Source organism: Dellaglioa sp. CoH-56-MRSF-13 (assembly GCF_056782095.1).
Window position 1 is genome coordinate 43,684 of record NZ_JBXAYC010000001.1, and the last position, 13,579, is coordinate 57,262.

The window sequence follows — 13,579 nt, forward strand, 5'->3', positions numbered from 1 at the left end:
ATTACCTTCTTATTCCCTTAGTGACAGTTAATCTATTAATAATTCGTCTGTAATTTATGTGTCAAAATATAGAGATAAATACGTTGAAAATCAAGTAAAAAGTTTATTTTTTTAATTGATTTATTAAAAAAAGGTATTATCAGCAATGAATATTGCTAATAATACCTTTAAAATTTCACTTGATCGTGCTGTGTCCAAGTATCTAATCGAGCACTTTTGATCACTATTTCATAAATAATCTCATTTTCTATATCTTCTTCCAGTAATCCATCCATAAATCCTGGCACCTGTGCCCGATACAACTCTGCTAGATCTTCTAATTTATATTTTGACCTCTTAACACTTAACCTATTACTAGCAATAGTCATCCCTGTACTCGTTGGAATTGTATTAATAGCTGCTTTACCTAAATCCAATTCAGCAATTTTAGGCGTTTCCGGAGCTGAACCAAAATACCAAACATTTGATTTATCAGGTGAAACAATAAATCGCATCTGACGACTCGATGGCATCCCATCTGCAGTAGCAGTACTCAGGACCATTTGATTTGTTTCACCAATAAATCGTCTAAATTTATCTAACACATTATGTTCTTCCACTTCTGAAGGTGCCCCTTCATCAATAAATGCTAATACCTCATCAACTGTTTTTAACTTAGACTCATTTTGTAGGTAATACAATATTTGTGGGATATACGGTGAAATATCCCGATCTTTATAATAAAACTGTAACCATCTTTTTGAAGCAAGCAGTGGGCCCGCGTACGTTACTCTTAGTTTAGTTTTATACCAACTAATTAAATGTTTTAATGGCCAGTGTTTGAGCATTATTTGCCAAAAGTATGACGTAAATAGAAATAGAATTGCCGCTACCAGTACATTAACTTCTATAATACTGACAACTGACAACATTTTGAATGGCTCAAATGTCATATAAAGTCCTAATAGGATTCCGGTTGATAAAACCGTTAAAAACGTAACTAATCTTCGCTTAAATAATCTTAATTTATGTAACATCAAGCCCGAAATGTCACGTCTTTTCTTCATATTTCTTTCTCGTACAACCATCTCATCTAATAATCTTTTATCCTCTTTAGAAATCATCTTCATCCTCATCTCCAAAGTAATCAAATTGTTGCCTTAATTCAAATGTCCCAATATCGGCATAATCTTGTATGATAATTTTATTTTGACCCTCTCTATGATCTCGTGGCCCATATTTTAAATAGTACATTTCTTCAGCTAAGTCAGTGTGTTTCTTTAATAATTTTGAATCATAACTTTCTATATCATTTTTTAGACGATTATTCGAAAGAATTAAATTATAAATATGCAAAATTAAAAAGAACGCAATAAAAAACAAATAGTATTGTAGGAATGTATTTATAATCGTATCAAAAAGCTCAGTAAATAGTGTTTGATCAATTGGGATTGCCTTATCTTTAAATAAAATCAAGATAACCGTGATACTGATTGGTACTAAGCACGCAATCCAGCCAATTGTTATTAATACTAATTGTCTTAGTTTGAGACTTACATTTTTTTGACCAAAAAACCAATCAATCGTCAATGCGTCTTCATCTACTTCGTTCACAATATAGTCAGGCTTATTTTTTGTCATCATCGTCGCCTCCTAAATCTGTTGTAATACTATCCGAACGTTCAGGTGAATGCCATACGCCACCATCTTCACCCGTAATAATTTTACGCACTGTCGGAATTAACTCAGCTACCATTGTATACGTATTTACCATCCAGTAAATGAGGATATACCACGGCGCAAAAATAACGTATTTTAAAGATTTACCACTATCATTGAAAAATGACGCCATGATTAACTGAATCAAACCAATAATGACCTCTATTGAAATAAATATGCAGGCGAGCGCTAAGTTATTGCTCAACTGTAACCAATCACCATTTACAATACAGATAATTTGAATTGCTAAAAATGCAATCATACTTAACCAATAAAAGACTGACCAAATAACACTTAATCCATAATCAATAATAATAGGTACACTTGAAAATTGTTTAATCGGATGACGTAGAACGCGTAACGTCTTCGTTAGAAGTACATAAACGCCACCAGATGACCATCTATGTCTTTGTTTAATTAGTTCACCTAGCTTTTCAGGTACATCCATAAAGAAGCGAATATGCGGCGCAAAATAAGCCACCCAACCTAATGCCTGCATGTCCCAGGCAATTGCGATATCTTCTGTTGGCTGTTCAGCTTCCCAACCACCAACATCTAAAACGGCTGCTTTTCGATACATTGTATTTGCACCTGAGAAAGCAAATAAACCGCCATAAGATAATTGCGATCTCTTAATTAAGCCAATGATTGAATTTAATTCATTCTGTTGTGCTTCTGCTACAATTGTTGTTTTATTAATTGGTAACATATTCCCAGTGACAGCGCCTAAATTCTTGCCACCTTTTCTTTCAAAATATGACATATATTTCCATAAGGCATCAACTTCTGGTTTTGAATCCGCATCATTGGATAAAATAAATTCGCCTTTAGCAAATGCCAATGCAATATTGAATCCAGCTGCTTTTCCACGATTATTAATAATTGTGATCGTTCTTAAACGTGATTTGAACTCCTCTTGTAGCGTCTCCAAAATCTCACCGGTTTTATCTGTGGAACCATCATTAATTACAATAACTTCATATTTATCTAGAGGATAATTTAACTTAGTCTCTAGATGTCGAATTGTTGCTTCTATTGATTGTTCCTCATTATGAGCAGGTACAAAAATAGAAATGAATGGTTCTCCCTTCTCTAAATATTTAGGGAGCTCCTTCTTCTCCATAAATATTCTATAATAAAGGCTCGATACAATAAAGGCTAGGCCTCCAACGATTGGATACGATACAATCGTGTAAATGAGTACCTTCGTAATATCGTTTAGTACTGTTGCTGTCATATAATGACCCCCAAATAATTGTAGTTAAATAAATAGCTAAAATCCTTTACATACATTGACTTAACGCCCTTTTTAAACTATAACCTCTGTGATTTTAATAATCAAATAAAATATTCTAATACTGGATTACTTTGTCTGTCACTATTTTAAAAATTTAAAAGCTATGCTTTCTTTTTAAAAATGTTTCACATGAAACATTTTTAAGCGATTATTTTTAATTAATTTTCAATTTTATGCTAGTATCAGTATAATTATTAAATATTTATTATGGGGGATATTAATTATGAAACAATCACACTACGATACAATTATTATTGGTGCTGGACCTGGTGGTCTTTCTACTGCTTTTGATTTAAGTAAAAAGCAATCTGTTCTCATTATTGAAAATGATCTTTGGGGTGGTACTTGTCCTAATCGAGGTTGTGACCCAAAAAAAATGCTTTATTCTGCTGTTGAAACTAAACAACGCCAAGAAGCAATGCAAGGCTTCGGACTAACTGGCAGTTCTATCATTGATTGGCCTAAATTAATGGCTTTTAAATCAGCTTATACGGATAAAGTTCCAGCCAATACCCTAGCAGGTTTATCTGCAGCAAATATTAAAACTGTTCACGGATCTGCTAAGTTTATTTCAAAGTCAGAAATTAACGTTAATACTGAAACTTACACTGCCGATAATTTTGTAATTGCGACCGGTCAGTCACCTGTAGTCCCTGATATTCCAGGCAGTCATTTACTAAAAACAAGTACCGATTTTTTATCACTTGAAGAATTACCAGATAAAATAGCTTTTATTGGCGCTGGCTATGTTTCAATTGAGCTTGCTAATATAGCTGCTATTGCTGGCTCAGAAGTTCATATTATTCAACATAATAGTCAAATATTACGTGGATTTCCAATTGAATATACAACCCGTCTCATTGAGAATTTGAAAACTAATGGTGTCCATTTTCACTTTGACACTAATATTACAGAAATAACAGAAGGTCCTTTAGGCTTCCAGATGTTAGACGATAAGGGATTATCTTTAACTGTTGATTTGGCAATTTCAGCTATGGGCCGTCAACCTAACGTTAATACATTAAACCTACCTGCTACAGGTGCTGAATCAGATTCACATGGTATTATTGTGGATTCTCACTTAAAAACGAAAAATGATCGAATTTATGCCATTGGAGATATTGTTTCACGCAAACAACCTAAGTTAACACCTGTTTCAACATTTGAAGGTCATTACGTTGCAGACCAACTACTTAAAAAATCGAATAGTCCAATTGCTTACCCACCAATTCCAATGACTGTCTATGCCAGCCCACAACTATCTCAAGTTGGCATTACGATTGAACAAGCTAAAAATGAACCTGAACATTATGACATTAGAGTACAAGAGACAACTAACTGGTATTCCTTTAATCGAATTAAAGAATCTGAAGCATCTGTGACAACTATCTTTGATAAATCATCCAACTTACTTGTTGGTGCTGTCGCATACACCACAATTGCGGAAGAACTTATCAATTATCTAACACCATTAATTGCTAACAAAACATCAAAAACAGATGTTACTAAACTTATCTTAGCTTATCCGACTCCAGCAAGTGACCTAACCTATTATCTATAAAAAATACGATTAAAAAGGTATCTGCCTTTTTGTAAAAATCCCGCCATGATTATCAGATGAAATATATAATTTCATTCGACAATCATGGCGGGATTTTTTTGCCTAGAGTTAAGTACAGTGCATTTGATAAATTGACATTAATCAAGGAATTTACACTGGGAATCTATTAATAACTTTACAAGCAGATAAATCAATATACCCCATTAAATTTTATATAATTTCATCAGTCAACTCGATACGACTTAGTACATAGTACATTCTCTCAGAGATTCTATTTTTTAACTTAGTTGTTTTCTAGATTGAGCCTGAATCCATAAATTAAATAGTAAAACGATAATCAATAATATTGTCGCGATTACCATAATATTATGCAACCCTTCATACATAATCTGTCGCATTGCTGGTAATAATTTTTCAGGAAGACTTGAAACACGCTTCGAATCACTTAGCTTGTTTAACATCTCCATCGTAATTTTACCATGAGACTGATTAACTCCTTTTAACAACGCACTGTTAAGGATAACCCCATAAATTGATGACATAAATGTTTGGCTTAAAATACGTAATAAGTAGGCAAATGAAGTTGCGATTGGGACATCTCGACCCTCCGCATCCTCTTGAACACTCAGTTGTAGGACATTAAAACACATTCCTAAACCGAACCCTTCAAAAGCACCCATTAGTAATAAATACCAGAATGGGACTGTCACACCTACAACTAACATCCCAGCAAACGAAATAATAAAGCTAATGGTTCCGATTGTAATAATCCGGTATTTCCCCAATCGAGGAATCATTGATGGACCGGACAACGAACCAAATAAATTAGTCATTGCACCAGGAATTTGTGTTGCCCCACCAATCAATGCACTCATTCCAAGTATTCCTTGTGCCCACATTGGAATATAGATGTTAAATGAGATAAATGCTCCCCATAAAAAGGCAAATATGATAAAATCAACAATCAGTTTCTTATTTTTAAATAATCGATTGGGAATAATCGGATCAACGGCCCTATCCTCAACTCTATACAAAATACCGAGTAAGATAATTCCAGCAATAATTAACCCAACGACTAAATTAATTGACCCAACACCAATCATTTGAATACCTGTTAATAAGGTCACTAAGCTGACAATCATCATTCCAGCACCCAAGTAATCGATATTCCCCTTTTGACGTTTTTTAACTTCTTCTTTGAAGAAAAATTGGATTGAAATAATTGATATTAATGCTATTGGTACATTGATATAGAAGACCCAATGCCAACTAAACGTATCAACGATCCAGCCACCAACTAAAGGTCCAATAATTGATGCAATACTGTAACTAGCTGTTGCATAACCAATAACTTGTGAGCGTTTCTTAATATTTTTATAAATATCAGCATAAATAATAAACGGAATTGTATTCATCCCACCTGCACCAATACCCATAACTACTCTAGCAACTAAGAAAAAGACAATATTACTTGATGTTGCTTGAAAAACCGCACCGATTGCAAATAAAAAAGTTGCTAACTGATATGCACCACGGTTACCAATTCGTTCGCCTAATTTACTCCAAAGAGGTGTGGCAACTGCCATCCCCAACAAGAAAACTGCAACAATCCATCCCATATATTGGATACCATGCAAATCACTGACGATTGATGGTAATGCAGTATTAATAATCGTTCCATCAAGACCTGCCATTGCGTTAGATAACAGCAATGCAATAGTCACGATGATTAAATTCTTTTTATTCATAAATTCTCCCTCTTATACGACTAAATTTAAAATTACTTATTTTTATCATCCACCTTTAAGCAAGCTCTAGGTCAAGGGAAAATATGAAAATCTACTGATATCCTAAAATTACGTTACTTAAAGTATTGAAAGGTCCTTATTTATGATAGGGGCTCCCTGCATTAATCATAAATCCACGGTAAACTTGTTCAGTCAAAATCATCCGCATTAATTGATGCGGTAAGGTAAATTTACCAAACGAGATTTGTGTGTCGGCGCGTCTTAAAACGTCCTCGCTTAGTCCTAATGACCCCCCAATAACGAAGGTTATGTCTGAATGCCCATAAGTTCCAAGATCAGCAATCTCTTTAGCAAAATCTTCCGACGTACGTTCCTTACCTAAAATGGCTAAAGCATAAACATACTCTTTTTCTTTAATCTTACTAAGGATACGTTCGCCCTCTTTACCTTTAACATCAATCATTTCTGCTGAACTTAATTTTTCCGGTGCCTTTTCATCATTTACTTCAATAATTTCAAATTTACAAAACTTACTTAACCGTTTTGCATACTCTTCAATTCCTTGTTTGAGATATTTTTCTTTTAATTTACCTACACCAATAATCTTAATGTTCATAATTTCCACCTTTTTCACAAGTTATACACAAAGTTACGCACATATCCACAATTTGGACCACAACATATTGCGGGGAATATGTGTTCGTCACTACATTTATTTGTTGCCCATTTGTCAACACCATATTAGTTATGCACAGATTTTGCGTTATTTATCATTCCTTAATTATACGCTTTACACATTGGTATAACAGTCTTTTTTTATTTTAAAATATCAAATAAATAAAAGTTAGTCACAGGCCATTCAATTAATTGTGCATAACTATTTTGTTTAGAAAGTCCCTTCATACTGCCCTTTCCCTCTGTTACTCACACCCACCTTAATATCTATCCACTTAGTTATACACAATATCTATTTAAAATAAAAAAATAATCGTAAATTAAGTTATTTACGATTATTTCATATTTGTTTATTGAGCTGATGATGCTGATTTACTTGTTGAGCTTGTTCCTGTATTTGCATCTGTTGCTTCTAAGGTTAATTTGATATTAGCCTGTTTCAACTTACCATCATGATAGAATTCAACAGCCACTGTATCACCAATTTTATGTTCATATAAAACTTCTCGTAAGCTTGAGATATCAGTAACTTTCTTATCACCTAGCTTAACGATAACATCATATTTACCTATACCAGCATTTTTAGCAGGTGAATCACTATTTATTTTAACAGCAACAATCCCTGAAGAAACACTTTTTGGTAATTTTAAGACACTCTTTTGATCACTTGCTGAGACGTAATCTAAATCGATTAATGAAATACCAATTGCAGGACGTTTAACTTTTCCATTATCAACTAATTGATTAATGATTGATACAACCTCATTACTTGGAATAGCAAATCCCATTCCTTCGACAGAAGTTGATGATGAACTAGAACTAGTAGAGCCTGTTGCTGTACTTGCTAGTTTCATCGAATTAATACCGATAACTTGGCCAGAAGTATTAATTAAAGCCCCACCTGAGTTTCCAGGATTAATGGCAGCGTCAGTTTGAATAACTGTTGCTTGGCCCGTTTTAACACCCGAATCATTGGTAACATCAATCGTACGTTTCTTAGCTGATATGATTCCTTGCGTTAATGATGTCGCATAATCAGATCCAAGTGGAGAACCGATAGCCAATGCTGTTTCACCAACAGTGATACTATCAGAATCACCAAATGTGGCGATTTGAGTCACATCTTTAGCTGATATTTTTAAAACAGCTAAATCAGTAATTGAATCTTTACCAACAATTTTGGCACTTAATTTTTTACCATTACTCAATAAAACTTCAACTTTACTTGCACCAGAGATAACATGATTATTAGTTACGACATAAGCACTACCATCTGATTTTTTATAAATGACACCAGAACCTTCACTTGATGCTGTTTCTGTTGTCGCAGAGGAATCGCCTGCTGCACCAAACATATCCGTTAAGCTGTTACTTGAACCACTTGACTTTGTATATGAAATAACTGAAACAACCGCATTTTTAACTTTAGCAAATGCTTTTGATGATTCATTACTTGATTTAACACTTACATTTGTTACTTTAGTTGTACCTGATTTATTTGAGGATGTTGTAACTGCGCCATTATCACTATCATTATTTTGGTAAAATGTATATCCACCAAATGCAATTCCGCCACCAACTAATCCTGCAATAAGCGCTGTAACAACTGTTTTACCTAAGCCTGTTCTATTTTCATTTGACATTTTTATATACGCGACACATTTGTCGCTGCCCCCTTAAACGTAATCTTTTACTCTTTTAAGAATAACGGTTAATTGTGAACTATTTATGAATAAATTTTGAAAAAATTGTTCTTATAAAACAACCAGCTTTGTAGCATTTTCCGGATCTGTATCGAAAATGTTAAAATCACCACCAACTGCTAAATCATGTTCTTTCATCGTTGATTCAACCGTTAGATGGGCTAATTCTTTCATATTATTATCCTTACTAAGATGGCCTAAAAAAATTCGTTTTGTCCGATTACCCATAACATTCATAAGTGCATCAGCACCATCCTCATTTGATAAATGACCTTTATCACCTAAAATGCGCTGTTTTAATGACCATGGATAGCCGCCCATCCGTAACATTTCAATATCATGGTTACACTCAAACAAGTAAGCATCTGCATCGGAAATTGTCCCTTGAACGTTCTCTGAGACATAACCTGTATCCGTTAAAATAACAAATGACTTATTGTTATGATGAAATTGGTAGAATTGCGGTGCCGCTGCATCATGAGAGACACCAAAACTCTCAACATCTAAGTCGTCGAATGTAATTACTTTCCCCATCTCAAAAATTTGCTTCTTCTCAACGGGAATTTTACCAATCGTATGAGCCATGGCTTCCCATGTTAATTCATTTGCATAAACGTTCATGTCATACTTACGGGCTAAAATACCAGCAGCCTTTGCATGATCCGTATGTTCATGTGTTACAAATAACGTGTCGACATCGTTAATATCTCGACCAATATCTGTCATTAGGCTCGCAATTTTTTTACCACTTAAACCAGCATCTACAAGGACCTTGTGCTTAGGCGTTTCAATATACGTGACATTTCCCGCACTACCGCTTGCAAGAACACTAATCTTCATATCGTCTGTTCCTTCATCCATTACTTGCCTGCGCCTCTATCCTTTTAATCTTCATTTAATTTAAAATATCAGTGCTATCCTTCATAATCGCTCCTGAAAATGAATTAACTTGCTTGTATTGTGTCACACCATTACTTGGATTCTTAACAGCTACTATCCAAACTGGAATATAGACGCTATATTTTTTATCCAAACTGAGCAACTCAGCATATCCTAACTTAGACCATTTAACCTTACTTTTACTTGCAAATTGATTATATTGATACAATATCAGTATTGCTTGTTGTTGACTAATAATTGACTCATTTTCACGTAATTTTTCTGTATTTGCCATATACGTTTGTGAATAGCCACTAATTTTATTATTTTGAATTGTAAATTTAATTAGTCCAACATTTGAGTAAACCATTTTATCGTAAACAACCTGCGAATACACGACACTTGTCTCTGTTGAAAGACTACTGTTATAGCGATAATTATCTCCATGTAGAATTAAAGTATTATCACTCATAATTGTCTTATCAATTGTTTTATTTGGACTTTCACTATCTGTGATATTAATTGGTGTCCCAAAAATACTAGATAATTTATTGTCTTTATATGTTGTAACTTGGGATTGCAGCTGTTTAGCATCATTCTTTAATACATCAGATGCTTTATTAGACATATATACACCAGTCTCTTTTTTATTTGAGATACTGCCGTATTTAATGTCATCTTCTCGCATCTCTTTAAGCGTTGTACCGGTTTTTGTTGTCCCAGGTGATGATCGACTCGAAATTTCAATTTGTTGATTTTGTCGTAATGAGGTGAATAAAAAGATATTTAAACCAAGAAAAACAATAATAAAAATAATTTGAATTCGTCTAAAATCCAATTAATTCACCTCCCTAATCTGTTTGTAGTAATTCAGTATAACTTTTCCATTTATCTTGATATCGGATATACCAAGTGGGTTCTAGGTTGACTACCAAATCTGAATCAGAACTTGATACCCAACGATAACCTAATTGAATATCTGAAATATCCGCATCTTTATACCCTGCCGTAACCAAGCTACTTAACACTTCTTCTGTACTTGGTAACGTAACATCTGCTTTTCCAGATGGAACAGCAATTTGTAACGTCAATAATGAAAAATCAATTTTATTTCCACCATTATCTAGTCGCTCAACTTCAATCACACCGTGTTTGGTTTGATTAAAAATCGGAAATCCTTCAATATAACTTCTGAATGTTGTTGTCATAGACTTACCATTAAATTGGTAGAAGTGAATATTATCTAATCCGATACCTGTATTTTTAATACTCGTATAACTTTCAGTTAAAGCATTACCACGACTCGTTTTTTGTTTCGCATCTGAATTTTCATCATCTTCATATGAAACCAAATTTGTCGTATTTTGAACCGTTAATTGTCGATCAGAACCATCATAGTAAGTTATTGTCTTTTTACTTTCTTTAACGTTGACCGATGAACCATCTTTTTGTCCTAATAGATTAGCAACATACTTACTAGCCGTTTGCTTATCCACTAAATACCTAAAACGAGCTATATTAAAATCTTGATTATAATACATAAAAATATCATTATTATGCAGTTTAAATGTAACTGATAATTTCGATAACGTTTCATTTTGTACAACATCATCAATTGTTTTACCTTTATTATAGGCATCATTTAACGAAATCTCATAAATTTTTTTATCCTTGTCACTCAACAGATAAATACTTTTCTTATTATCACGCGGAATAAGAACACGGTTAATAAGTCGTGTTTTATAATTTTGATTTTGCTGATTAAATACTTGATTAAATAACCCAACCGTAATTTCATCTGAGTAACTAAGAACCAATTGATTTTTTGCATTTAAAAACGTTAAATAATCATTTTTATTTTTAATCGGAACTTCTGATATAGACGTTTCTTTCCAAGTACGTATCTTTTTTTGAATATTTGAAATGATATTAATTTTTTCACTATATAAAACATTTTGTTGCTGATTATCATTATAAATAACAGACGTTGGTGCATATACTTCGCTCAATTTAGTACTCTTTGTTAACTCTGTCTGCGTTGAATTTGTAGCTTTCGTCGATTCACTTTTACCATTCCATGTCGGATTTGTCCAAATGACCCATGATAAACCGATACTTGTCATAATTAATAAAAATAATAGTGTTGGTAAAATAAATCTATTCAATTTCATCCCACAGGTCCTCCTCATATGATTCATAAGGCAATGAAATATAGAATGTTGAACCCTTGCCTTCCGAGCTATCTAACCAAATTTTACCTTTATGCATTTCGACAACCTCTTTTGAGATAGCTAGGCCTAATCCAGTTCCACCTTGAGCTCTCGATCTAGCTTTATCCACACGGAAAAAGCGATCAAAAATATGCGCTAAATCTTTTTTAGGTACACCAAGGCCCTCATCAGAGATACTCAAAATAACGTGCTTATGTGTCTCCAATAAACGACAAGTTATTTCTCCACCATCAGGTGAATATTTAATGGCATTATTCATAATATTATCAATGACTTGCACAATTTTATCAGTATCTAATTCAACCCATAAATCACGTTTAGTAAAATCACGTTTAATCGAATACTTTTTGCCTGACCCATCGTCAGCATTAATCATCATATCGAATCTATCCAGAACATAACTATACAGTTCATTCAAGTTAACTAATTCAAGTTCTAACTTAGATGTTCCTGAATCCATTCGTGACAAATTTAGTAAGTCATTAATCATACGCATCATACGTTCTGTTTCATTCTGTGTAACTTTCAAGAAACCTGGTGCAACTTCTGGATCTTTCCATGCACCATCGTTTAATGCCTCAATATAACTCTTCATACTCGTCAAAGGCGTTCTTAATTCATGAGAAACATTAGAAACAAAGCTTTCACGTTCACGTTCTATCTTTTGTTGTTCTGTGACATCATGAAGTACACAGACAAGACCACTAATAAAGCCAGATTCTCTTTGTATTAATGAAAAATAAGCATTCAAAATTTGTTCATGTTCTACATCAGATAAATCAATCATAATTTCATCTTGATTTTCTAACAAATCACGTAAAGTATACTGACTACGTAAATCAAGAATATCCAAAATTGATACTCCTATTGAGTCATTTTCATTTTGATCTAATAAGGTAGAGGCCGCTTCATTCATAATGATAATATTTCCGCGACGATCCGTCGCAATTACACCATCTGTCATGTGCGATAGAACACTATCTAAACGACGACGTTCAGCTTCAGATGATTCTTGTGCCTCTTCAACACGAACAGATAAGTTATTAACCGCATCTGCTAATTGTCCTAGTTCATCATTAGAATAGACACGAACTTTTCCGGAGTAATCTCCGCGAGAAATTCGAATCGTTTGCTTTTTCATCTCATCAATCGGACGAGTTATTGCCCGGGAAATAACTATCGTTATCAAAAGGACTAAAACAGCTGCAAAAAATGACGCGGTCACGAAAATAACCGTGATATCGTTAATATTTGAGTATAAGCTTTCCAGATTGGCCTTAACGTATGTAACCCCAACTGTCGTTGTTACATTTCCTGCTGTACTAACTAGTGGCACAATTGAAACATAGTAGCGCTTATCGCTAGATTCATCATAAATCTTCTTTTCAAATGTTTTAGGTGTATATAACACTTGCTTAATTGTTGCATCTGTCGTTTTTTGTCCCACAACAGTTTGATTATTAAAATCACTACTCCCGCGAATTGTGCCCTTACTATCAATCACTCGAATTTCTGTGATACTTGAATTACTAACATCTTCCAATATTTTTTTGATATCTCTATCACCAGCAGCTGTATCTGTTTTTGCTAAATCCTTCGTAATCGAATTAGTAACATATATAGGTAACTGGACTTGTTGCTTAAAGGTATCTAAGTTTTGCTGTTCTAATTGCCTAACAAAATAAGCCCCGACAATTTCCAACGTTATTAAAATTAATAACGCAAAAATGAGGGCTATTTTAAATTGAATAGATTTAAAAAAACGAATTTTTTGATTCATTTTCATC

Annotated in this window: 11 protein-coding genes; 1 reads left to right on the forward strand and 10 read right to left on the reverse strand. The window is 33.6% G+C overall.

Annotated features, from left to right (window positions below; all coding sequences use genetic code 11):
- Positions 1 to 167 precede the first annotated feature (167 nt).
- From AC1RP1_RS00210 to AC1RP1_RS00220, 3 genes are read right to left on the reverse strand one after another with little or no spacing between them, the layout of a single operon-like run.
- Positions 168 to 1,103, reverse strand: a complete 936-nt coding sequence (locus AC1RP1_RS00210; protein WP_481761100.1) for a pyridoxamine 5'-phosphate oxidase family protein — start codon at positions 1,101 to 1,103, stop codon at positions 168 to 170.
- Complete coding sequence (locus AC1RP1_RS00215; RefSeq protein WP_481761099.1) at positions 1,093 to 1,620, reverse strand: hypothetical protein; 528 nt, start codon at positions 1,618 to 1,620, stop codon at positions 1,093 to 1,095. Before AC1RP1_RS00215 ends, AC1RP1_RS00210 begins: the two co-directional genes overlap by 11 nt.
- A complete protein-coding gene (locus AC1RP1_RS00220; RefSeq protein ID WP_409021868.1) occupies positions 1,607 to 2,935 on the reverse strand; it encodes a glycosyltransferase family 2 protein in 1,329 nt (442 codons plus the stop codon). The genes AC1RP1_RS00215 and AC1RP1_RS00220 overlap by 14 nt, the downstream gene beginning before the upstream one ends.
- A 283-nt stretch (positions 2,936 to 3,218) precedes the next feature.
- Between AC1RP1_RS00220 and AC1RP1_RS00225 the strand changes: the two genes are divergently transcribed.
- Positions 3,219 to 4,556 carry a dihydrolipoyl dehydrogenase family protein gene (locus AC1RP1_RS00225; protein ID WP_481761098.1) on the forward strand — a complete coding sequence of 446 codons (1,338 nt, stop codon included), beginning with the start codon at positions 3,219 to 3,221 and terminating at the stop codon, positions 4,554 to 4,556.
- Between the two features lie 278 nt (positions 4,557 to 4,834).
- On the opposite strand, the gene AC1RP1_RS00230 is transcribed toward AC1RP1_RS00225, so the two are convergent.
- The 7 genes from AC1RP1_RS00230 to walK form a co-directional block, all read right to left on the reverse strand.
- Positions 4,835 to 6,304 carry an MFS transporter gene (locus AC1RP1_RS00230; RefSeq protein WP_409021866.1) on the reverse strand — a complete coding sequence of 490 codons (1,470 nt, stop codon included), beginning with the start codon at positions 6,302 to 6,304 and terminating at the stop codon, positions 4,835 to 4,837.
- A gap of 136 nt (positions 6,305 to 6,440) precedes the next feature.
- Positions 6,441 to 6,920: a 23S rRNA (pseudouridine(1915)-N(3))-methyltransferase RlmH gene (rlmH, locus tag AC1RP1_RS00235; protein ID WP_481761097.1), complete on the reverse strand. Its 480-nt coding sequence runs from the start codon at positions 6,918 to 6,920 to the stop codon at positions 6,441 to 6,443.
- 409 nt (positions 6,921 to 7,329) lie between these two features.
- A complete protein-coding gene (locus AC1RP1_RS00240) occupies positions 7,330 to 8,622 on the reverse strand; it encodes a S1C family serine protease (RefSeq protein WP_481761096.1) in 1,293 nt (430 codons plus the stop codon).
- A 111-nt stretch (positions 8,623 to 8,733) separates the two neighbouring features.
- Complete coding sequence (locus AC1RP1_RS00245) at positions 8,734 to 9,543, reverse strand: MBL fold metallo-hydrolase (RefSeq protein WP_481761095.1); 810 nt, start codon at positions 9,541 to 9,543, stop codon at positions 8,734 to 8,736.
- A gap of 34 nt (positions 9,544 to 9,577) precedes the next feature.
- Positions 9,578 to 10,399: a two-component system regulatory protein YycI gene (locus AC1RP1_RS00250; RefSeq protein ID WP_481761094.1), complete on the reverse strand. Its 822-nt coding sequence runs from the start codon at positions 10,397 to 10,399 to the stop codon at positions 9,578 to 9,580.
- A gap of 13 nt (positions 10,400 to 10,412) precedes the next feature.
- Complete coding sequence (locus AC1RP1_RS00255) at positions 10,413 to 11,732, reverse strand: YycH family regulatory protein (RefSeq protein WP_481761093.1); 1,320 nt, start codon at positions 11,730 to 11,732, stop codon at positions 10,413 to 10,415.
- Positions 11,719 to 13,572 carry a cell wall metabolism sensor histidine kinase WalK gene (gene walK / locus AC1RP1_RS00260; protein WP_481761148.1) on the reverse strand — a complete coding sequence of 618 codons (1,854 nt, stop codon included), beginning with the start codon at positions 13,570 to 13,572 and terminating at the stop codon, positions 11,719 to 11,721. Before walK ends, AC1RP1_RS00255 begins: the two co-directional genes overlap by 14 nt.
- Between the last annotated feature and the right edge of the window lie 7 nt (positions 13,573 to 13,579).